This is a genomic window from Eggerthella sp. BIOML-A1 (genome assembly GCF_009875595.1).
Classification (GTDB): Bacteria; Actinomycetota; Coriobacteriia; order Coriobacteriales; family Eggerthellaceae; genus Eggerthella; species Eggerthella lenta.
On sequence record NZ_WWRZ01000006.1, the window covers coordinates 172,907 to 194,187 of the forward strand.

The window sequence follows — 21,281 nt, forward strand, 5'->3', positions numbered from 1 at the left end:
GGGGGCCCAGATGGAAACGAAGCGAATCTCCCGTCCGGTCATGGTGGTTCTGGCCGTGATCGCCGCCGCGGGGGCGGCCGCCTGGATCTACCAGACCATGTTCGGTTTGGGCGTGACCGGCATGAACAACGGCACCTCCTGGGGCCTGTACATCGCCGCGTTCATGTTCTTCGTCGGCTTGTCCGCCGGCGGTTTGATCGTGGCCTCATCGGCATCGATCTTCCACGTCACCGAGTTCAAGAAGGTGGCGCTGCCGGCCGTGTGCGTGTCCACGGTGTGCATCTGCTGCGCGGGCCTGCTGGTCATCCTCGACCTCGGCGGCGTGGCGCGCATCTTCAACCTGATCATTTCCCCGAACTTCATCTCGCCTCTGTTCTGGGACATCTGCGTCATCTCGTGCTACCTGGTCATCAACCTGGTCTACCTGTACTTCATGACCTCGAAGAGGGCCGACAAGTCCAAGATCGCCATCGTGTCGCGCTTCGCCCTGCCCATCGCCATCCTCGTGCACACGGTGACGGCGTGGATCTTCGGCCTGCAGATCGCTCGCGAGGGCTGGCATTCGGCCATCATGGGCCCCTTGTTCGTGGCCTCGGCCATGGACTCCGGCCTGGCGCTTTTGCTCATCGCGCTGGCGTGGATGAACCGCCGCGGCATTTGGGAGACGTCGAAGAAGCTCATGGGCATGCTGGCGGGCCTTCTGGCCACCTGCATCGCGGTCGACGGCTACATGGTGGGCTGCGAGCTGCTGACCACGGGCTATCCCGGTTCCGAGGGCGGCTGGCACGTGCTGTCGCAGATGTTCTTCGGCGCCACGGCCCCGTACTTCTGGATCGAGATCATCGTGGGCGTGCTCATCCCGTTCACCATCCTCGTGTTCGCGAAGAACCGCCAGAAGACCGGCCTCATCGTGTTCTCCTCGGCGTGCGTGGTGGTGGGCGTGTTCTGCAAGCGCGTGTGGCTGCTGTTCAGCTCGTTCATCACGCCGAACACCTTCGGCGGCCCGGGTCTCATCGACGGCACGTCGGCCGCTACCTCCGGCATGGACGTGTGGGCGGCGACCAGCTGGTACGCGCCCTCCTGGGTGGAGTATGCGGTGCTTCTCGGCGTCATCGCGCTGGGCGCGCTGGCCTTCCTCATCCTCGTCGAGCGCTTCATCATGAAGGCGAAGCCGACCGACCTCATCGACGCCGACGCGGCTGCCCACGGCGTGGCCGACGCGAAAGCGAGCTCACCCTCCTGCTAGCGTGCGCGACCTCCTCTCCGAGCACGCTGCGGCATCACGGCCCGGCAAGCGATCCCCGCGCTTGCCGGGCCTTTTTCGCGCCAGGCATCTTCCCGTCGTTTTCCCGCTTTTGTTGGTGCGTTCGGGGCGAATTCCGAGAAGAGCGCTTGGGATATTTGCTATGATAGTCAAACTATATCGAGCCGAGAAGGAAGGAACACGCATATGACGCGCAAGATCAACATCTTCGATACGACGCTTCGCGACGGCGAGCAGTCGCCGGGCGCCTCCATGAACACCGAGGAGAAGCTGGTCGTGGCGCGTCAACTTCTCCGGCTCAACGTGGACGTCATCGAGGCGGGCTTCCCCATCTCGAGCCCCGGCGACTTCGAGTCCGTCCGCCGCATCGCGGAGCTCGCAGGCGACCAGGCAACGGTGTGCGGCCTCACGCGCGCGGTGGAGAAGGACATCGACGCCGCGGCCGACGCGCTCAAGTACGCCAAGCGTCCGCGCATCCATACCGGCATCGGCGTGAGCCCGAGCCACCTGCGCGACAAGCTGCGCATTACCGAGGACGAGTGCGTCGAGCGTGCGGTCAAGTGCGTGAAGTACGCCCGCAACTTCGTCGAGGACGTACAGTTCTACGCCGAGGACGCGGGCCGCTCCGACTACGACTTCCTCGTGCGCGTCATCGAAGCCGTCATCAAGGCCGGCGCCACGGTGGTGAACATCCCCGACACCACGGGCTACTCGCTGCCCGAGGAGTTCGGCGCGCGCATCAAGTACCTCATGGACCATGTGGACGGCATCGAGAAGGCCACGGTGTCGGTGCACTGCCACAACGACCTCGGCATGGCCACCGCGCTGTCGCTGGCGGGCGTGAAGAACGGTGCAACCCAGGTGGAATGCACCATCAACGGCTTGGGCGAGCGCGCGGGCAACACGGCCATGGAGGAAGTGGTCATGGGCATCAAGATGCACGGCGACGAGCTGGACGCCTGCACCGAGATCAACACGCGCGAGTTCATCAAGGCGAGCCGCCTCGTGTCGTCCATCACCGGCATGAACGTGCAGGCCAACAAGGCCATCGTGGGCGCGAACGCCTTCGCGCACTCCTCCGGCATCCACCAGGACGGCGTGCTGAAGAAGCGCGACACCTACGAGATCATCGACCCGGCCGACGTGGGCGCGGGCACGAGCCAGATCGTGCTCACGGCGCGCTCGGGGCATGCGGCCTTGAAGCACCGTCTGGAGGAGCTGGGCTACGAGCTGGAGGGCGAGGCGCTCGACCAGGTGTACGAGGCGTTCCTCAACCTGGCCGACAAGAAGAAGGAAGTGTACGACGAGGACCTCGAGAGCCTCGTGAACGAGCGCGACCGCAACGAGAGCGCCCTCTACGCGCTTGAGGGCGTGCAGGTGAGCACGGGCTTCCCGCTGACCCCGACGGCCACGGTCACGCTGCGCAACGCGGCCGACCAGGTGGTCACGGCCTGCGAGTACGGCACGGGCCCGATCGACGCGGTGTACAAGGCCGTGAACAAGATCGTGCAGGTGGACAACGAGCTGACCGAGTTCTCGGTGCAGTCCGTCACGCGCGGCATCGACGCGCTGGGCGAGGTGACCATCCGCGTGACCGCGCCCGACGGCGGCGTGTACACGGGCCGCGGCGCGGACAACGACATCATCGTCTCGTCCACGAAGGCCTACCTCAACGCGCTGAACCGCCTGCTCAACGACAAGCAGGAGCATCGTCGCTAGCGCGCGAAGCGAACCGGCAGCGGCGGCCCGTCCTCGGACGGGCCGCCGTCGTTTCCGGAGGAGCTCGGTGCGAAGCGGCCTTCCATTGAGCTCGGCGCTTGAAAACGGCGTGCGAGCGTGCCTCGGTGCGCTCGATGCTCTCCATGAGGAAGGGGCCTGAACGCGCTGTAACGTTCCTTTCGGGTTGAAGCCATCGCAGCGTGGAAGAAGGCCTGCGGAAGCCGGATGCCGCTTCGCCCGTCTGCTGCCCGTGTTTAACAGGAAAGCCCTTAGCGGAGTCACAAAAGTCACCGCTGTGAAGAGGGATCCGGGCTCTGAAGCGCCCAGGGATGGCATTCGGCATCCTTCCGATCTTGCATGTCGCGCGTTTGCGCAGGTCAGTGATCGCGACGGCGGCGGTTTCCCTTGCATCGAGCTTCACAGCGGTGACTTTTGTGAGTCGGTGTCCGATTCCGCTGCTGAAACGACGTTGGGCTCGCTTGGCGGTGCTCGATTCCGCTGCTGAAGCGAGGTCAGGATCGCACGGCGGCGCGCAACGGCCGATCCGGCGGGTTGCGTCGGCGCCTGCCGAGACGATTGCCGGGGGAGGGCGGCCTTTGGGCTCGATTCCGCTCAGGTACGTTGCGGACCCTCGTTCGACGTTTTCTCGTCTCTACCGTTCGCTCCCTTCCGAATGCCGCTCGCGAACGTCCTCTGTTCCGTAATTGTTACCCATGGTGCACCAATCGAGGAAACAGTACCGTTCGTGTAAACAGTTGGCAACGAGGACGGCGGTTCGACGCGCAAGGGTGTATCTTCATGGCAACGGCCTTAGGGGCCGCGCAGCGGGCATGCGATGCGTCGCCCGCCGCCGGATGCGCGTTGGGAGACGGTGCGAAGGCGGGGGCGGGAAGCGGCATGCAACACTCATGCGAAAGGAAGTACCCATGAACAACCCTGCTCAGAAATCCTATCAGCTCTACATCGGCGGCGAATGGGTCGACGCGTCGGACGGCGGCACGCTCGACGTGTACTGCCCCGCCAACGGTGAACAGCTTTCCGTTATTGCCGATGCCACCAAGGAAGACGTCGACCGCGCGGTCGACGCTGCTTGGGAGGCGTTCGAAACCTGGAGCAAGACCACGAAGGCCGAGCGCGCTATTATCTTGAACAAGGTGGCCGACCTCATCGAAGAGAACGCCGAGAAGCTCGCTTTGTTGGAGTCGCTGGACAACGGCAAGCCCATTCGCGAGACGCGCGCCATCGACGTGGCGTACTCGGTCGATCATTTCCGTTACTTCGCCGGCGTGCTGCTGGCCGATACGGGAGAGGCCGACATGCTTCCGGGCAACATGATGTCGCTCGTGCTGCACGAGCCCATCGGCGTCGTCGGTCAGATCGTGCCGTGGAACTTCCCGTTCCTTATGGCGGCTTGGAAGCTGGCCCCCGTGCTGGCCGCCGGCGACTGCACGGTGTTCAAGCCCTCGTCCACGACCTCGCTTACGGTGCTCGAGCTGGCGAAGCTCACCGAGGGCGTCATCCCGGCCGGCGTGTTCAACGTGGTCACGGGCCGCGGCTCGAAGTCGGGTCAGTACATCCTCGACAACCCGAAGATCAGCAAGCTGGCCTTCACCGGTTCCACCGAAGTGGGCCGCGATGTCGCTCGCGCAGCGGCCGAGCGCCTTATCCCGGCCACGCTGGAGCTGGGCGGCAAGTCCGCCAACATCATCTTCCCCGACGCCAAGTGGGACATGATGCTGGACGGCATCCAGTTGGGCATCCTGTTCAACCAGGGCCAGGTATGCTGCGCCGGCAGCCGCATCTTCGTGCACGAGGACATCTACGACAAGTTCGTGCAGGACGCGTGCGAGGCGTTCGGCAAGGTGAAGGTTGGCATGCCTTGGGAGGATGACACCCAGATGGGCAGCCAGATCGACCAAAACCAGATGAACAAGATTCTCGAGTACGTCGAGATCGCCAAGCAGGAGGGCGGCCGCGTTCTCTGCGGCGGGGAGCGTGCGACCGAGGGCGAGCTCGCCAAGGGCGCGTTCCTGAAGCCGACGCTCATCGAGGTGCCGAACAACTCCTGCCGCGTTGCCCAGGAAGAGATTTTCGGGCCCGTGGCCGTGGTCATCAAGTTCAAGGACGAGCAGGAGGTCATCGACCTGGCCAACGACTCGGTGTACGGTCTGGGCGGCGCTGTCTGGACCCGCGACATCAACCGCGCCTTCCGCGTTGCGCAGGGCGTCAAGACCGGGCGCATGTGGGTGAACACCTACAACCAGATTCCGTCCGGTGCGCCGTTCGGCGGCTACAAGGAGTCCGGCATCGGCCGCGAGACGCACAAGGTGATGCTCGAGCACTACACCCAGACGAAGAACATCATGATCAACCTGGGCGAAGAGCCGAGCGGCTTCTACCCGGCGAAGTAATGCGCATTCGATAGCTCTTACTGTATGCAGGCGGCCTTCGGGTCGCCTGCTTCACGTTCTGTCGTTTATTGCGTGTTCGGTCTACAGCATGCGTCTGAGTTGCTGCTCTTTGATCTCGTTCTCAAGCGATGAGTGAACGATATTGCAAAACGGCCCCACGCCTTCCATGATGTCGTGCTTCTTCGGATTGACCGTCTGGCCGATAAGATAGGACAAAAACGCTCCCGTGTAGAACTCGGCAAGGAAATCAACGCTCTCTTCCCTAAGGTGGCGGTTGCTTAAAATGAAACGCACGTCGTCTTTGAGGGCGGGCACGTAAAGCCGGTACAGGTAGTCTCGAAGGCTGTTCTGCCCGCTGTCGTGTAGCACTTTGGCGTAATAGCTCCTTCGGGCTTCGAAACAGTCGGCCAGCGTCTGAAAAAATCCTGCCTGATCAAGCGATCTCACGCCCTTCTTGTTGAACATATAGTAAGGATGCTGCGCGAGCGGGTCTTTCCCTGTTTCATCGTGTTCGTACACCAACAGGTTCTCGTCGAAGCGTTTACGGAGCAACATTCCTAAATCGCAACGGAATATCCAGGCGATGAGATGATTCTTGTCGACGAAATGATAGTAGAAGGTTTTGCGGTTCTTCCCCGAAGCGGCAACGATATCCGATACGGCTATCTTTTCGGGGGGCTCGTGCTCGGTAAGCGACACGAACGTTTCTGCGATGAGCGACATGGTGTTCATCGAGCCCATGACGACCTCCTTGTACGTGGAGCGCGGTTCTTCCGGTAGGCTCTCTGCGGATTTCCTCGCCGGTTGCCTGTTGTTGATTATACGAGGTTTTTGGTGAAGTGTTAGACAGAAACGACGATATGTTGGTATGCGATGAGTCGTGTTGTACGGGCTTTCTCTATGAATTAGCCGCCTCCCCATAGATTCTCTCTATGTCTCTTCCCTTGTAACTGCAGTTTCCCTTCGCAAAGTCGGACGAAAACGGGTCGATGTCCGTTACGCGACTAAATATTGCAACAGATCGAAGTATTTGGGTATCCATGACGAGTGATGGCGAGCGTATGCTTGCAGCAGGATCCGTCGGGAACGAGTCGACGGTTCAAGAGGCGCCTATGAAACCCTTACGAGGAGGATACCATGGACTTTGCTATGACCGACGAGCAAGAGCTGCTCCTGGAAAGCGTTCGCGAGTTCTGCGATCGGTATTTCACCGAGGACGTCATCAAAGAGATGTACGAGACTGGCGACATGCCTGACGAGATCGCCGAGGCGTATCGCGATGCGGGCTTCGGTCTTATGGGCATCCCCGAGGAATACGGTGGAATTCCCTGCGACAAGGTCACGCTCGGCATGATGATCGAGGAGCTGTATCACTCCAGCGGGTGCAACCATATCCTGTATCAGAACTCCCTCACGGCGTTCGATATCGTCGAATTCGGCACGCCGGAGCAGATTCAAAAGTACATGGACGCGTACATGGAAACCGGATGGCCGCTGTGCTCGCTTTCCATCTCCGAGCCCGGTGCCGGCTCTGACAACCGCAACATGTCGTGCACGGCCAAAAAGCAGGATGACGGGACGTATCGTCTGAACGGGCAGAAGACGTGGGTGACCATGGGGGCCAAGCTTCCGTACACCATCGTCGTGGCCAAAGACGAAGATCCGTCACGAGAGAACGACAAGATGTCGCTGTGGATGATCGAGATGGATCGTCAGGGCGTTTCCACGGCTGGCCTGCATAAGATCGGCCAGCAGTGCATCCCGTTCTGCGAGGTGTATTTCGACGACGTGGTGCTGACGGAAGAGGATCGCGTCGGCACGCCGGGCGAGGGCTTTATGATGGTCATGAAGAATTTCGAGGTGGAGCGTGCTCTGCTGGTTGCCGAGCAGCTTGGCCTCGCTCAGGCCGCCATGGAAGACGCGGTGACGTACGCCAACCAGCGCATCGCCTTCAACAAGCCCATTGCCAATTTCCAGATGACGCAGGAGAAGCTCACTGAAATGGAGATCCGCCTGCAGAACACCCGCAATATGCTGTACAAAACGCTGTGGGAGCTCGACAACGACATTTCAGTGCAGCTCGACTCTGCCCTGTTGAAGCGTTACGGCTGCACGGAGTGCTTTAACGTCGCTGACATGGCGCTGTCTATCTTCGGCGGTATCGGCTATACGACCGAAGTGCGCGTTGGGCGCATCTGGGCTGATTGCCGTGGCAACCTGTTCGGTGGCGGTACGCCTGAAATCATGGCGTACATTGCCGGTCGTCAGGTGGCGAAGAAATACCGCGCATAAGCGCCATCCTCTGAATGTAGAACGAAAGGAAGGTAAGCATGAACATCGTGGTTTGCTGCAAGGTCGTTCCCGACGACCAGGATATCCAGGTTGCCGCCGACGGCACACTGGACTACTCGAAGGCCAAGCCGATCGTGTCCGCCTACGACCTGAACGCCATCGAGGCCGCCGCCCAGCTGGCTGACGGCGGGCGCGTGGTGGCGGTGACGGCGGGCCCTGCCGACATCGACGACTCCAAGCTGAAGAAGAACATCCTCGCCCGCGGCGTCGACGAGCTGTACATGACGGCCGACGACGCGTGCAAGGGCCTTGACGCGCATGCCGCTGCCGCCGCGCTGGCCGACCTGGTGGCGAAGGCGGGCGAGTACGACCTGATCCTGTGCGGCGACGGTTCCGCCGACGACTACGCGCAGCAGGTGGACGTGCAGCTGGCCGCGCGTCTGGGGCTGCCCTCCGTCAACGGCGCGACGAAGATCGAGGCGGGCTCCGGCTCGGTCACGGTCGAGCGCACGCTCGAGGACGTGGTGGAGGTCGTCGAGGCGCCGCTGCCGTGCGTCGTGTCGGTCGCTCCCGACATCGCGCTGCCCCGCATCCCCGGCATGAAGGACATCCTCGCCGCCGGCAAGAAGCCGATGGGCGGGGCCGGCGCCGACGGCGCCTACGAGAGCGCCCTCGAGGTCCTGTCCTGCAAGGCCCCCGAGCAGGCCGAGCGCAAGCTCGAGGTCATGGACGCCTCCGAGGACGGGGCGATCGAGAAGTTCGCGGCGGCCCTCAAAGCGGCCCTGTAGTCGAAAGGTGGAACCACAATGAAAGCACTCGTTATCGCTGAACGCGCGGATGCCGCTCGGGAGCTTTGCGCCGGCGCCCGCACCATGGCCGACGAGGTCGTGCTCGTCTCCTTCGGCGAGGCCCCCGAGGCCGTCGCCGATAAGATCGCCCGCATCTCCGTGCCGGAAGGGACCGTCCTCGACGACGCCGCCGACACCGTGATATCGGTGTTCGACGCCGAGGCTCCGGCCGTGGTGCTCGTGGAACCCACGCGCCACATGAAGACGATCGCCGGCAAGCTGGCCGCCCATGCGAACGCCTCCGTCATCACCGACGTCATGTCCTTCGAGAACGGCGCCGTCAGCCTGTACTTCGGCGGCGTGGCCGAGCGCGTGCAGAAGGCCGCAGGCGACGTGGCCATCTACACGGTGGGCGCGGGCGCGTTCGAGGGTGCCGAGGCCTCCGGCGCGAACGCCGTCGAGGACGTCGCCTGGGTTGCTCCGGCGACGCCCGTGAAGCTGGTCTCCTCCAAGCCCATCGAGAAGAGCGGCGTGGACCTGAACAAGGCCGACGTCGTCGTGGCCGCCGGCCGCGGCTTCGCCGAGGAGTCCGAGCTCGACCTGGCGCGCGCCCTCTGCGACAAGCTGGGCGCAGGCCTTGCCTGCTCGCGTCCCCTCACCGAGGGCGTGAACTGGCTTCCCACCGAGCTGTACGTGGGCGTGTCCGGCCTCATGCTGTCCCCGAAGGCGTACGTCGCCTGCGGCATCTCCGGCCAGATGCAGCACATGGTGGGCTGCAACCGCGCGGGCACGATGTTCGCCATCAACAAGGACAAGAACGCTCCGGTGTTCAAGCAGTGCGACTACGGCATCGTGGGCGACGTCAAGGACGTCCTGCCGAAGCTGGTCGCGGCGCTGTAAGACCGTTAGACCCGCCCGGGAAGGGGTCGGCAACGCCCAGTCGCTCAGACAGTCCTCGCTTCGCTGCGGAACTCGCTTGGTGGGCGCCGCAGGCCCCTTCCCTTCTTCTGCGCCCTTCGACTCCGCGACATGGCGGCAGGGCGCCCTTACCGTGTTGATGAGAAAAGAGAGAGAGGAGAGGAACGTGTCTGAGACCGATTTCGACATCATCGTCGTGGGCTCGGGGTGCGCGGGCGCGGTGGCGGCCTACACGGCGGCCTCGGCGGGCAAGAGCGTGCTCGTGGTCGAGCGCGGCAACTTCGCCGGCGCGAAGAACATGACCGGCGGGCGCATCTACTCGCACAGCCTGAAGGAGGTGTTCCCGGACTTCGAGTCCGAGGCGCCGCTCGAGCGCAAGATCACCCACGAGCGCATCGCGCTCATGGACCCGGCCTCGCAGATGGCCGTCGACTTCACGAGCCCGGAGCTCGCAGAGGAGGGCAAGGACTCCTACAGCGTCCTGCGCGCGCCCTTCGACCAGTGGCTGGCCTCGAAGGCCGAGGACGCCGGCGCCGAGTACATCTGCGGCATCGCCGTCGAGGAGCTCATCCGCGACGAGAGCGGCAGGGTCGTCGGCGTGCGCGCCGGCGAGGACGAGATCACCGCGCAGGTGACGGTGCTCGCCGAGGGCGTGAACCCCATCCTGTCGGAGAAGTGCCTGGGCAACCCCCGCCCGAAGCCCTCGCAGATGGCCGTCGGCGTCAAGCAGGTGTTCGAGCTGCCCGCCTCCCAGATCGAGGACCGCTTCCTGGTCCCGCAAGGCGAGGGCGCCTCGATGTTGTTTGTCGGCGACTGCACGCACGGCAAGGTCGGCGGCGGCTTCCTGTACACGAACAAGGACTCCATCAGCCTGGGCCTCGTGGCCACGATCTCCACGGCCATGGACGCCTCCAACCCCCACCCCGTCTACCAGATGCTCGAGGACTTCAAGAACCATCCGGCGGTCGCGCCCATCATCCGCGGCGCGAAGGTGGTCGAGCACTCGGGCCACATGGTGCCCGAGGGCGGCTACAACATGATCCCGAAGTACGTGTTCGACGGCTGCCTGGTGGCCGGCGAGACGGCGGGCCTCTGCATGAACATGGGCTACCAGGTGCGCGGCATGGACTTCGCCGTGGCGTCGGGCCGCATGGCGGGCGAGGCCGCGGTCGAGGCCATCGACAAGGGCGACGTGAGCGAGGCGGGCCTGTCCTCCTACAGGACGAAGATGGAGGGCTCCTTCGTCATCCAGGACCTCAAGACCTTCTCCAAGTGGCCCCACGTCATGGAGGGCTGGGACCGCATGTTCACCGAGTACCCGGTCATGGTCAAGGACGTCTTCAACACCATGTTCAGCGTGGACGGAAAACCCCAGAAGCCGCTGATGAAGCGCATGATGCCCATCGTGAAGCAGCGCGGGCTGTTCAAGCTCGCCAAGGAAGTGAGAGGCGCGGTGAAGGCCCTATGAGCGGGATTTGCGACATCACGGTCAACGTCGACGAGTTCCTCGCCATCGACAAGTACGAGGTGGACGAGGAGAGCGCGCACATCGAGCTGGCCGACGACCCCGACATCGAGGAGTTCAAGAAGCTCGTGCGCGTGTGCCCGGCGGCGCTCTACAAGATCGACGAGAACGGGGCGACCAGCTTCGACTACGCCGGCTGCCTGGAGTGCGGCACCTGCCGCATAGCCTGCGGAGACACCATCGTGAAGAAGTGGGAGAACCCCCAGCCCACGATGGGCGTGGAGTACCGCTTCGGGTAAGGAACCGCACGCGCTCTGGACGGAGATCGCCTCAATCAGGGCGCTCCTGAGGGTTCCGGCGTTCAGCGTCGTCGGGGCCCTCAGGTAGGAATCGGCAAGATCGAGGAGTTGCAGTTTATGGAACGTTATCTTCGCGAGGGGTGCTTGAACCATCTCAGCGATCTGCGCGGATTCGATGCCGTGCGCAACGACGAGGTTCGCCCCGGGTTCGTGCGCAACGTGGTAACAGTGCCCGACGGTGCTTCAAATCTATACCGTTGCGCGCACGGGGGCTATCTCATGCAGCTCGTCGACGTGGCGGCGTGCATGGCGGCCTGGTCGCTGGGTAAGCGCGTGGTCACCCAGCAGGTCAGTCTTAATTTCACGCGCAGCGTGAAGCTGGGCGGCTCGATCCGTATAGAGGCTTCCGTCGTCCATGCCGGTGCGACCTCTGTGCTGGTGGAAACGTCCATCAAAGACGAGGATGGTCGCACGTGCCTGTTGTCGACCGCGCTTTTGCATGTGACGGGCACGATCGATCCTGGCGATCCTCTGCCTGAGCCTCTCCTTGGGCGCAATTCCGGTGTCGTGTAGTCGCATCCTCGGCGATGGTAATTCGATTCCATGCACCTCTTCTTTGCGTAGATGGCGAGACATTTACCCAATATGGGCTTTTTGATGGGCTTCTTTCGCTGCTTTTCTCTTGTTTCGTCGACGTGATTCAGCGCATAGGCTACACTCTGCCTGATGTGAACCATCATGGACAGCGAAAGGGGCCGCATCATGGATTTCGATCTCGCACCTGAATACGAGAAGCTTATTGCGACGGTGCGCGAATTCGGCGAGCAGCATTTTACATGTGAGGCTGTTCGCCAGTGGCAACACGATGCCGGTTTGCCCGACGAGGTGGTGCGTGATTTCGTGAACCTCGATTTCAATGGCTTCGGCGTTATTCATCGTCGCGACCATGTGACGTACGACACTATGGCGCAGACGCTTGTTCTGGAGGAGCTCGCCCGTGTTTCGGGGGCGGCTCTGCCGTTCCCGAACGACTTTCTGAACCTTCAAATCATGGAGGAGTTCGCCGGGTCCGGGCAGTTTGAGTTCGTTCGAACGGGGTACCAGACCGAAGGGCGGTTGGCGTTCGCCCTTGCTATATCCGAGCCCGAGGGCGGTTCGGACACCATGAGTATGCGCACGTCTGCTCGCACCATCGACGGACGGCTGGTTCTCAACGGAACGAAGACATTCGTGAACAACGGGGAGTACGCGCCTTATTTGCTCGTTGCGGCCATCGATCGGGATGCGTCGACGGGAAAGCATCCGGCGCTGTCGTTTTGGCTCGTTCCTCATGATCTGCCCGGTATCAAGGTGTATCCGGTTCAGAAGATTGGCCAATCCATACTGCCGTTTTCCACCGTCGTGTTCGAGAACGTCCGCTTGGACGAGCCGTACCGTTTGCACGGAAAGCAGGCCGGGTTTCCGCAGCTGTTCCATCTATTCGAGATCGGCAGGCTGTTCTCGTGCGCCACGGCGCTCGGTCTGGCGCAAGCCGCCATGGAGGATGCGGTAGCCTATGCGCGCACGCGCACGGCCTTCGGAACCCAGATCGCGAATTTCCAGCAGATCGAGCAGATGCTCACGGACATGGAGGTCAAGCTAGACAACATGCGCAACTCCGTGTACAAGAACGCGTGGAAACTCGACCGCGGTTGCGGTGACCGCCTGGGCGTGGCTTTGATGAAGCGTTACGTGCCCGAAGCCGCCACGGAGGTTGCGAGCGACGCGATGCAGATATTCGGAGGTCGCGGGTACACGCGAAACGAGCGCGTCTCGTCCATATGGCAGGACTGCCGAGGCTTCCAGATGGCCGAGGGGACCGACCAGATCATGGTGTACGTCGCGGCACCGCTCATCATGGAGAAGTACGCGTAGGGCGCGTTCGCGAAGTCGTTCTTGGCCCCTGCGTCGCAAAACCGAAAAAGAGCCCTGCCGATCACAAGACCCGAAGTCGGCGGGGCTCTTTTTCGTTCGGTCGTCTATCGACTCGCTCTGCACTCATGCAAAGTACGAATGTTTACCCATATAGGTCAAACTGTTGGTCCCATTTTCGTAACCAAGGTCTTATCTTGTGACTCAAGGGTTCGTTCTCAGTGCGTTCATTACCAGATCTCGTTCGGCTGTGTGCACCTGCTTATCGTGGACGTCGCGGAAAGCGATGGCGGGGTGCGGATAGCCGAGCGAACCAAGAAGGAGGATTTCCCTTGAGTACTGCAACGCAAAAGGCCAAGATGAGCTCACGGCATGTGCTGCTCATCATCACCGGCATCATGCTCACCTTCGGGTGCTCGGCGCTCACGTTTTCGACGTGGACGAACTTCCAGCCGGTCGTGTCGGAGGCCATGGGCATGGTTACCTCCACTGGCGCGATCGATACGGCTCCCTTCGCGCTCTACATCACCGTTCTGTATCTGACGATGACCGTGGTGTCCCCGATGGCGGGCAAGCTTATTCAGAAGATGGACATTCGCATCATACTGAGCGTGTCTGCCGCGTTGGTGGGCATCGCGTTCATCCTTATGAGCATTTACACCGAGATCTGGCAGTTCTACATCTCTGGCGTGCTTCTGGGCTTGGGCGAAATCTCCATCCTGTGGCTCGCTATCCCTACGCTCATGAACCGCTGGTTCAAGAAGAGCGCCGGTTTCTTCATCGGTATCTGCATGGCTATGACGGGCGTCGGTGGCGCTATCTGGAACTCGTTGTTCACCGCGCTGAACTCTAGCGGCACGTCGTATCAGACCATCTATCTGATTTGGGGAATCGTGGCGCTGGCTACTTCGCTTCCGTTCACCTTGTTCTGCATCCGCTCTACGCCCGAGGAAGTGGGCCTGCAGCCCTACGGCGCCGAGATCGCCGAGGACGGCACGGTAGAGAAGGCGAAGGGCCTGTCTGCTTCCAAAGCCATGAAGAGCCCCGTGTTCTACGCTGTGTTCATCTATGCGGGCATCATCAACTTCCTGACCATCATCGCGCCGCAGTTCCCGTCCTACATGCGCTCGCTGGGTGCGGCGGGCACTGTTGCCTACGACGTGGCCGTGGTCGGCGGCGTCATGTCCGTTGCCGTCATGGTCGCCCAGGCGATCTCCAAGGTGGCCATGGGCGGTTTCGCTGACAAGAATGCCAAGGTCACGATGATCACCGCGTTCGTCGCGGGCGTTGCGGGCATCTTGCTGGTGTGGCTGGGGGTTCAGTCCGAGATCGCTCTGTACGCCGGTGCCTGCATCTACGGCTTCTTCTTTGCCAGCGCCGTGGTGCTGTGCCCCATCGTGGTGCGCCAGGTGTTCGGCACTCGCGAATACTCCGAGATCTACTCTCGCGTGTCCGTGTTCGTCAACCTCATGGGCGCTTTCGGTGCCACTATCTGGGCGTTCCTCGGTTCGAATTTCGGTTACGACAGCGTGTTCATCGTCGGTATCGTCGGCCAGGTGGTCGTGCTGCTGTGCGGTCTGTACGCCTTCGGCAAGCAGAAGAGCGTCCAGGCTCAGTGGACCGAATAACGGTTCTTGCAATAGCGTGACTCAAGTGCTTCGATCCCGCCTGTCAACAGGCGGGATCGTTTTTTCGGTGATATAATACCGCCAAGGGGTTTTCTTGAATCATGGATACGGGGCCTACTACGGGGAGGTGCGTTTTCGTGTGCGATTTGCTAGGTAGAGCTGTCGGCCGACGAACGGAGCGCGCATGAACCTTTCTCAGCTGTATTACTTCGCCAAGCTGTCCGAGATGCAGCATTACGCGAACGCTGCCAAAGAGCTTTACATCACCCAGCCTTCGCTTTCTCACGCTATTAAATCGCTCGAGGCCGAATTGGGGGCTCCCTTGTTCGAGAGGGAAGGGCGTCGCATGAAGCTCACGCCGCTCGGTCGCGCTTTTGCCGAACACGTCAAGCGCGGCTTGCGCGAGATCGACAAAGGGGTGGCTCTGGCGCAGGAGTACAACGGCAAGTTGAGCGGTACGGTGAACATCGGCTCCATTTACACGGTGCAGGGCGATTATTTACCCATGTTGTTGCGCGACTACCATGCCCAATACGGGCAAACGGTGAAGTTCAACCTGTTTCAGGGGTTTTCGACGCCGTTGGTGGAGGCGCTCGAACGCGACGAATACGACGTGGCGTTCACGGCCAAGGTTCCCAACAAGCCCGATCTATGCTTCGAGCACGTGGTGTCCCATCAGCTGGTTGCCTTCGTTGCACCGTCGAATCCTATCGCTCATCTGAAAAGCGTCTCGCTGGGGGATTTGCGCGGGCGCTTGGTGTACACCTATCGCCGCGGAACGCCCATAGGCGAGAACGTCAACGACGCGTTGGAGGAGTTCGGCGTGTCGGCCGTGCAGGAATATGAGGATGAGATCTCGTTGGGGGGCATGGTTCAGGCCGATCCGCGCGCCGTTGGCTTGGCTACGCTGTCTATCGGCCTGAAGTCGTTCAGCGATATCGTTATCATTCCCATAGAGGACATCCCGCAGGATTTTCACCGCATCTATATGGTGTATAAACGCGATGCGTTCAGAAGCCGCGCTGTAGAGAGCTTCATCGAGTTCACGTCGGACTACGTGCCCCCTAAGGGCGCGATTCCCAGTACGGGGACATTCTCGTAAGGGGGAGGCGGACGATGAGGGACGTGAGGGGCGCGCCATTTTGATCGGACGTGCGGTGGGTTCCGTCTTGCATGTCCTCGACGCCTACGTAGAAGACGAACCCGCGTTTGCACATGAACGTGCATTCCAGGCAGACGTCCTTGTCGCAATACACGTACGCGTCCTCGTCGGCCAAGGCGAACAGCAAAGGAGAGCGCTTCTTCGGCAGGACGTACTTCAGCTGCGAACCGGTGAACGTCTTCAAAGCTATCCACTGAATGCGGAAGCGGTCGTCGCTGATGCGCCACGAGCATTCCACGGCGTTGCTGTTGAATCCCCCGAGGATGCGGTAATCGAACTCGATGCCCTCGGGCAGCGCATCGAGTTCCGTTAGCTCCATGCGCTCAAGCGCGCTCCCGCAGCATGTCGGGAGGGCCTGCATGTCGTGCGCATAGGGGGGCTCGGCCATCGGATTGCGCAGGCCGTCCGAAAACGATCCCGGGAGGCTGCCTGCGATTCCCTGAAGCACGCGCCCGCATTCGGGGCAGCGATAGAAGGGGAGGTCGTCGTCGGCGATGCGGGGCTTCCATGTGGCACGCGTGCGTGTGACGCTGTACTTTTGCTCGATCATCGTTCGTCCCTTTCAGGCTGCGTGCTTGCAAGCGAGCTGTCGCGTAGGGCGCGCTCGTTCGATAGCAGGCGTTCGGCGAGGATATCGGATAGCCAGTTGCGTTTGACTTTCCCGCTTTCGGTCATCGGGATGCGATCGACGTATTCGATGCGTTCTGGCCAAAGGCGTTTTTGCACGTTGCGGCCTTTTAGGAAGTCCGCAACGTCGGTCACGCTGGGACGCGCCTCGCCGGACGCGACGGCGAACAGGCAAATGCGCTCACCGAGTCGCGGATCGGGCATGCCGATGGTTGCATGGCTTCCGATGCCGGGACATCCGGTTACCGCTTCGTCCACTTCGGCGGCGCTGATGTTCTCACCGCCTCGGATGATGATCTCCTTGCGCCTGCCGTTGATTCGGATGCGTCCGCGATCGTCCATCGAGCACAGGTCGCCGCTTGCGAACCAGCCGTCCGAGCTGAGCGCTTCGTCGGTTGCTTCAGGATTGCCGAGGTAGCCCACGAACACGTTCGGTCCGCGCGAGAGCTCTTCGCCTTGCATGCCGGTCGGTACGTCGCGGCCCTGCTCGTCCACCACGCGCACTTCGATCCCTTTGAAGGGGCGTCCTGAGAACTTCCCGTTCCAGCCGAGCGCGTAGGCGGGCGGAACGTACACATGCGGGCAGCTTTCGGTGGACCCGTACACTTCACATAGTACGATGCCCTTCTCCCGTGCCCTGTGAACCATCGTTCCGGGGACGGGGGCTCCGCCGCACAGATAGAAGCGCAGCTTCGTCGGGCGCTTGCCCGTGCGCTCCATTGCTCCCAGCAAGTCGTAGATGAAAGGCGTGGCGCCCATGGACCAGGTGACACCTTCGACGTTCATGAGGTCGATCGCGCTTTCGGCGTCGAATTTTTCTTGCAGTACGGCTTTTCCTCCCAGCAGCAGGGGGGAAAGCAGGCCGTGGTTGAAGCCGGTGGCGTGATTGAGCGGCGCAGGCATGAACATGACATCGTCGGACGTGAGCTCCAGCTCTTCGGTGAACGCTCGTTCCGAGAACAGCAGGTTGTTGTGCGTGAGAAGGACGGCTTTCGGGTTGCCCGTCGTACCCGACGTAGCGAGGATGAGGGCGGCGTCGTCGGCTGTCGTGCGCTGAGGCTTCTCTTTGAGCGGCTCGTAGCTTTCCAGGATGCGCTCGACGAGGGGAAAGGTGGAGATGGCCGACCGGTCGCGATCGAATACAGCGACGCCTTTAAGCGAGGGGACGTCTGCTTCGACGGACTCGATCTGGGCGTCGAAACGGCATCCTCGCGAGAACGCCGGGCAGATGAACGCGGCGCTTTTCACCTGGTTGAGCACGTAGCGCAAGTCTCGTTCGTTGAATGCGCGCGACAGCGGGTGCATGACGGCCCCAGCCTTCAGGCATGCGACGTACACGATGCAGAACTCCGCCCATACGGGCATCTGGAAGCTGACCACGTCGCCCTCTTCGACGCCGACGTCCTTCAGCCAGGAAGCCAGGCGCGCCGCCGCGTCGTCCACGTAGGCGTAGGTGTAGCGGTTGCCGCGGTCGTCCACGACGTACTCGCGGTCGGCGCAGGCCCGGGCCTGCCGGTTCCAAACGTCGTAGAGCGTCTCTTCCGTCCAATACCCCTGCTGATAGTACAGCCGCTTGCGCTCTTCGTCGATCTTCAGGTTCGTTATCATTCCCGTCTCCTTGCGATTGCGCAGCCCGTCGTTCTCGGGTGGGCGCGCTCGCGCGCACCCGAGAACGAGCTGCGATGCGAGAAGGCCGGGCGCGCCTCGCAGCTCGTCCGGCCTTCTTGTCGGCCCCTTATGCGAAGATGGACGTGCTTCCGCGAACTTCGCCCGCCTCCACGGCGGCGGCGATCTGCTCGTCGGTGTAGCCGAGCTCCTTCATGATGTCGAAGGTCTGCTCGCCCATGTTCCCGTAGTTCTTGTACTCGGGCGCACCGGGCATGGAGTCGAAGTGGACGGGGCTCGTGGCCATGATACGGTCTCCCGAGGGGTAGGGGATCTTGACCAGCATGTCGTTGTCCCAGCAGTTCTGGTCCTCGTAGATGTCCGTCGGCGTGGCGGCGGGCTCGCAAGGCATGTCGTTGGCCTTGAACGTCTCGAGGATCTGGGCCTGCGTGTACTTCTTGAAGTTCGCGTCCAGCAGGTCGACGACCTGCTGGTTCAAAGACTTCTCGTTCACCTTGGCGCAGATGTTCGCCTCGGGATCGATGGCGAAGAACTCCTGCGGATCGATTTCGAGCGCCGTGCAGATCTTCTCGAAGTCGCGGTCGTACTCGGGGAGGCACACGCACACCCACTTGCCGTCCGCGCAGCAGTACATGTTGTTGAAGGGGTTGGGCACTTCGCGGCGGTTCTTGGGGTAGGCGTTGCCGTACTGCGCCGAGATGATGCCGGTGGACAGCGTGTACAGGCCGGCGTGCTGCAACGGCACGCTGACGCGGTCGCCCGTGCCCGTGGCGGTGCGGCCGTACAGGGCCGCGGCGATGCCGGCGGCGAGGAACAGGGAGACGCTGAAGTCGCCCAGCCCGTTGGTGGGGATGAGCGGGGCGTCGCCGCGGTTCACGGTGGTGCCGAACACGCCGCCGCGCGCCATGTAGCAGGTCACGTCGAATCCGGCGGCGTCCTTTTCGGGGCCCTTGTCGCCGTATCCGGTCACCTGGGCGTACACCAGCTTCGGGAACTTCTCGTGCAGCGTCTCGTAATCCAGCCCCATCTTGACGAGCGACTTGGTGCGGTTGCTGGTCAAGAAGACGTCGGCCTCGGCCAGAAGCTTCATCATGACGTCCATGCCCGTCTCGCTCTTCAAGTTGAGCGTCATGAACTTTTTGCCGAAGTTGGCGTAGTCGAACGCCAGGTTCTCGTCATCGGCCATGGGCATGTTGAACACGCCCGCCTGGCGACGCGCGGGATCTCCTCCGAACGACTCCACCTTCACGACGTCGGCTCCCCACTCCGCAAGCACGCGTCCGGTGGTGGGAGCGGCCAGGTAGCTGGTCAGATCGACGACTTTGATACCCTCCAATGGTTTCATTGCTATCCTCCATACTAAGAGCGATACAGAAGAAGGGTTATCCACCGGCGGCAGATAACCCTTCATGTAAGATAAGGTTCGTTCTCGTGCGCGGAGCGCTAAAGGGTTAGAGCTGGTACTCGACCTTGCCGCCGAACTTCTGGCAGTTGCGGGCGATGGTGATGCGCTGGACGTTCGGGGCGCCTTCCTCAAGCCACATGGCGCGTGCGTCGCGGTACATGCGCTCAACGGGGCCGTAGGGGGAGTCCTCGAAGTAGCCGTCGCCGCCGAAGATCTCGAGCATGCCGTCGGAGACGATGCGGGTGGAGTAGATCGAGAACAGCTTGCACATGGCGGCCTTCTCCTCGATGTACTTGCCGTTCGGATCCTTGTCGTACTCGCGGCCGAAGTCGTACACCATGCAGCGCAGGGCGTGCGTGTAGGTCTGCATCTCGGCGATCTCGCGCTTGATCATCTGGCGCGTGGCGATGGGCTTGCCGAACGTGACGCGATCGTTGGCGCGGGCGAGGCTCATCTCCAGCATGCGCTGGCACATGCCGAGGTTGGAAGCGGCGATGTGGGCGCGGGAGACGGAGAGGGAGTGGATGGCGATTTCCATGCCCTGGCCTTCTTCGCCCAGCAGGTACTTCTTGTCAAGCTTCATGTTCGTGAACTTGAGGCCGGTGTGGGCCGCGCCGCGAGCGCCCATCATGTGGGGCATCGGGGTGGTCTCGTAGCCGGGGGTGTCGCACGGCACGAAGAAGGCGGACAGGCGCTCGTCGCCCTGCTTCTCCGGGTCGGTCACGGCGATGACGTACGCGAACTCGCAGCAGTCGGTGTGGGAGATCAGCCACTTCTCGCCGTTGAGGATGTAGTCGCCGTTCTCGTCCTTCTCGGCCGTCGTGTGGATGTCGGCGCCGGTGCCGCCGGACTGCTCGGTCAGGGCGAAGCAGGTGAACACGGTCTTGTCCTGGAACTTGTCCATGTACTGGGCCTTGAGCTCGTCCGAGCCGTAGTCGTCAAGGATGCGCCAGTTCAGGTCGGCAGCGTAGTGCAGGTGCATGCGCATGCCGCCCGGGCCGCGGGAGAACTCCTCCTGGACCCTGAGGATGTCGAGCTCCGACAGATCCCATCCGCCGTACTGCGAGGGCAGCGCGAAGCGGTACAGGTCGTTCTTGATCGCCAGATCGTAGAACTCCTGGGGGAACTTGTTGGTCACCTCGATCTCCGGCTGCATCTCCTCGAGCGGCCCCTCGACCAACTCGCGGATCTGCTTGAGGTAGGCCTCGAACTGCTCTTCGGTCAACTTGCTCATGTGACCCTCCTTTTCCTAAGGTTTCGAGCCTTGCATTCCGATGGCGGCGCCATCTGATGAGGTCATTCTGCGCCCTCGGCAGGCCCGCGTCTAATGCCCGGTTCCTTCGTTTGAAGGGCGATTTCGATAGATGCGGTCTATCGATCGCGTCGTTTTTCGGAAACCCCACGTGAAACGGGGCCGAATCGGGCGGGTTGCAGGCAGATGCGATGTCGATTAACGGTACAAAAACGAGATACTGTGTGGTTTTCGCGTCCTTGTGATCACCCTCTTGCAGCGCGAAAAGATTTGTGCACCTGCACAAATATGGATCGATCGATGACTGTCAAACAACAACCTGCCACAAGAACGGGAATATGGGTAACAAACGACAAGCTCAGCCTTGCCCAGATCCGCGTTTCTGACCGTCACAATCATGCGCGCCATGTCGGATACTGAGGGCGATGTCTCGTCCTGCGCTATGGGAAACGGCGCGGAGGCGGTTCGGGTTCGCGCGGGGAGACGCGCGGGCAGGTCGATCTATATATAGAGG

17 protein-coding genes are annotated in these 21,281 nt (G+C 61.9%); 12 read left to right on the top strand and 5 right to left on the bottom strand.

Going from position 1 to position 21,281, the window contains the following annotated elements; all coding sequences use genetic code 11:
* Positions 1-10: 10 nt before the first annotated feature.
* The 3 genes from nrfD to GT590_RS08730 all read left to right on the top strand — a co-directional run bounded on the left by nrfD (position 11) and on the right by GT590_RS08730 (position 5,394).
* Complete coding sequence (gene nrfD / locus GT590_RS08720) at positions 11-1,246, top strand: NrfD/PsrC family molybdoenzyme membrane anchor subunit (RefSeq protein ID WP_009304319.1); 1,236 nt, start codon at positions 11-13, stop codon at positions 1,244-1,246.
* 204 nt (positions 1,247-1,450) lie between these two features.
* Complete coding sequence (locus GT590_RS08725; protein WP_009304320.1) at positions 1,451-2,983, top strand: 2-isopropylmalate synthase; 1,533 nt, start codon at positions 1,451-1,453, stop codon at positions 2,981-2,983.
* A 926-nt stretch (positions 2,984-3,909) separates the two neighbouring features.
* Positions 3,910-5,394 carry an aldehyde dehydrogenase family protein gene (locus GT590_RS08730; protein WP_086414522.1) on the top strand — a complete coding sequence of 495 codons (1,485 nt, stop codon included), beginning with the start codon at positions 3,910-3,912 and terminating at the stop codon, positions 5,392-5,394.
* An 81-nt stretch (positions 5,395-5,475) separates the two neighbouring features.
* Here the strand turns inward: GT590_RS08730 and GT590_RS08735 are convergent, their stop codons facing one another.
* Positions 5,476-6,135, bottom strand: a complete 660-nt coding sequence (locus GT590_RS08735) for a TetR/AcrR family transcriptional regulator C-terminal domain-containing protein (RefSeq protein ID WP_009609254.1) — start codon at positions 6,133-6,135, stop codon at positions 5,476-5,478.
* A gap of 396 nt (positions 6,136-6,531) precedes the next feature.
* On the opposite strand from GT590_RS08735, the gene GT590_RS08740 reads away from it, so the two are divergent.
* The 9 genes from GT590_RS08740 (at position 6,532) to GT590_RS08780 (ending at position 15,797) form a co-directional block, all read left to right on the top strand.
* On the top strand, positions 6,532-7,686 hold the full coding sequence (locus GT590_RS08740; protein ID WP_009609293.1) for an acyl-CoA dehydrogenase family protein: 1,155 nt from the start codon (positions 6,532-6,534) through the stop codon (positions 7,684-7,686).
* 38 nt (positions 7,687-7,724) lie between these two features.
* On the top strand, positions 7,725-8,474 hold the full coding sequence (locus tag GT590_RS08745; protein ID WP_161171010.1) for an electron transfer flavoprotein: 750 nt from the start codon (positions 7,725-7,727) through the stop codon (positions 8,472-8,474).
* A gap of 18 nt (positions 8,475-8,492) precedes the next feature.
* Positions 8,493-9,374: an electron transfer flavoprotein subunit alpha/FixB family protein gene (locus GT590_RS08750; RefSeq protein ID WP_161171011.1), complete on the top strand. Its 882-nt coding sequence runs from the start codon at positions 8,493-8,495 to the stop codon at positions 9,372-9,374.
* Between the two features lie 157 nt (positions 9,375-9,531).
* Positions 9,532-10,860 (top strand): FAD-dependent oxidoreductase, encoded by a 1,329-nt coding sequence (locus tag GT590_RS08755; protein ID WP_050792434.1) that lies wholly within the window; start codon positions 9,532-9,534, stop codon positions 10,858-10,860.
* A complete protein-coding gene (locus GT590_RS08760; RefSeq protein ID WP_009609249.1) occupies positions 10,857-11,156 on the top strand; it encodes a 4Fe-4S dicluster domain-containing protein in 300 nt (99 codons plus the stop codon). Before GT590_RS08755 ends, GT590_RS08760 begins: the two co-directional genes overlap by 4 nt.
* 117 nt (positions 11,157-11,273) lie before the next feature.
* Positions 11,274-11,729 (top strand): PaaI family thioesterase, encoded by a 456-nt coding sequence (locus GT590_RS08765; protein ID WP_009609263.1) that lies wholly within the window; start codon positions 11,274-11,276, stop codon positions 11,727-11,729.
* A gap of 189 nt (positions 11,730-11,918) precedes the next feature.
* Positions 11,919-13,070 (top strand): acyl-CoA dehydrogenase family protein, encoded by a 1,152-nt coding sequence (locus GT590_RS08770; RefSeq protein WP_086414524.1) that lies wholly within the window; start codon positions 11,919-11,921, stop codon positions 13,068-13,070.
* A gap of 329 nt (positions 13,071-13,399) precedes the next feature.
* Entirely contained in the window at positions 13,400-14,695 is a 1,296-nt protein-coding gene (locus tag GT590_RS08775; RefSeq protein WP_009609246.1) for a CynX/NimT family MFS transporter, read from the top strand.
* 184 nt (positions 14,696-14,879) lie between these two features.
* Positions 14,880-15,797, top strand: a complete 918-nt coding sequence (locus GT590_RS08780) for a LysR family transcriptional regulator (protein ID WP_161171012.1) — start codon at positions 14,880-14,882, stop codon at positions 15,795-15,797.
* On the opposite strand, the gene GT590_RS08785 is transcribed toward GT590_RS08780, so the two are convergent.
* The 4 genes from GT590_RS08785 to GT590_RS08800 all read right to left on the bottom strand — a co-directional run bounded on the left by GT590_RS08785 (position 15,760) and on the right by GT590_RS08800 (position 20,749).
* Entirely contained in the window at positions 15,760-16,407 is a 648-nt protein-coding gene (locus GT590_RS08785; RefSeq protein WP_009609295.1) for a hypothetical protein, read from the bottom strand. The genes GT590_RS08780 and GT590_RS08785 overlap by 38 nt on opposite strands.
* Complete coding sequence (fadK, locus tag GT590_RS08790; protein ID WP_009609297.1) at positions 16,404-18,092, bottom strand: medium-chain fatty-acid--CoA ligase; 1,689 nt, start codon at positions 18,090-18,092, stop codon at positions 16,404-16,406. Before fadK ends, GT590_RS08785 begins: the two co-directional genes overlap by 4 nt.
* 127 nt (positions 18,093-18,219) lie before the next feature.
* Entirely contained in the window at positions 18,220-19,455 is a 1,236-nt protein-coding gene (locus GT590_RS08795) for a CaiB/BaiF CoA-transferase family protein (protein WP_086414525.1), read from the bottom strand.
* Between the two features lie 106 nt (positions 19,456-19,561).
* Positions 19,562-20,749 carry an acyl-CoA dehydrogenase family protein gene (locus GT590_RS08800; protein ID WP_009609281.1) on the bottom strand — a complete coding sequence of 396 codons (1,188 nt, stop codon included), beginning with the start codon at positions 20,747-20,749 and terminating at the stop codon, positions 19,562-19,564.
* Positions 20,750-21,281 lie beyond the last annotated feature (532 nt).

What these genes read in the sequence shown, in the direction of transcription:
- nrfD (WP_009304319.1), top strand. Translation starts at nt 11, where the DNA reads ATGGAAACGAAGCGAATCTCCCGTCCGGTCATGGTGGTTCTGGCCGTG.
- GT590_RS08725 (WP_009304320.1), top strand. Translation starts at nt 1,451, where the DNA reads ATGACGCGCAAGATCAACATCTTCGATACGACGCTTCGCGACGGCGAG.
- GT590_RS08730 (WP_086414522.1), top strand. Translation starts at nt 3,910, where the DNA reads ATGAACAACCCTGCTCAGAAATCCTATCAGCTCTACATCGGCGGCGAA.
- GT590_RS08735 (WP_009609254.1), bottom strand. Translation starts at nt 6,135, where the DNA reads ATGGGCTCGATGAACACCATGTCGCTCATCGCAGAAACGTTCGTGTCG.
- GT590_RS08740 (WP_009609293.1), top strand. Translation starts at nt 6,532, where the DNA reads ATGGACTTTGCTATGACCGACGAGCAAGAGCTGCTCCTGGAAAGCGTT.
- GT590_RS08745 (WP_161171010.1), top strand. Translation starts at nt 7,725, where the DNA reads ATGAACATCGTGGTTTGCTGCAAGGTCGTTCCCGACGACCAGGATATC.
- GT590_RS08750 (WP_161171011.1), top strand. Translation starts at nt 8,493, where the DNA reads ATGAAAGCACTCGTTATCGCTGAACGCGCGGATGCCGCTCGGGAGCTT.
- GT590_RS08755 (WP_050792434.1), top strand. Translation starts at nt 9,532, where the DNA reads ATGAGAAAAGAGAGAGAGGAGAGGAACGTGTCTGAGACCGATTTCGAC.
- GT590_RS08760 (WP_009609249.1), top strand. Translation starts at nt 10,857, where the DNA reads ATGAGCGGGATTTGCGACATCACGGTCAACGTCGACGAGTTCCTCGCC.
- GT590_RS08765 (WP_009609263.1), top strand. Translation starts at nt 11,274, where the DNA reads ATGGAACGTTATCTTCGCGAGGGGTGCTTGAACCATCTCAGCGATCTG.
- GT590_RS08770 (WP_086414524.1), top strand. Translation starts at nt 11,919, where the DNA reads ATGGATTTCGATCTCGCACCTGAATACGAGAAGCTTATTGCGACGGTG.
- GT590_RS08780 (WP_161171012.1), top strand. Translation starts at nt 14,880, where the DNA reads ATGAACCTTTCTCAGCTGTATTACTTCGCCAAGCTGTCCGAGATGCAG.
- GT590_RS08785 (WP_009609295.1), bottom strand. Translation starts at nt 16,407, where the DNA reads ATGATCGAGCAAAAGTACAGCGTCACACGCACGCGTGCCACATGGAAG.
- fadK (WP_009609297.1), bottom strand. Translation starts at nt 18,092, where the DNA reads ATGATAACGAACCTGAAGATCGACGAAGAGCGCAAGCGGCTGTACTAT.
- GT590_RS08795 (WP_086414525.1), bottom strand. Translation starts at nt 19,455, where the DNA reads ATGAAACCATTGGAGGGTATCAAAGTCGTCGATCTGACCAGCTACCTG.
- GT590_RS08800 (WP_009609281.1), bottom strand. Translation starts at nt 20,749, where the DNA reads ATGAGCAAGTTGACCGAAGAGCAGTTCGAGGCCTACCTCAAGCAGATC.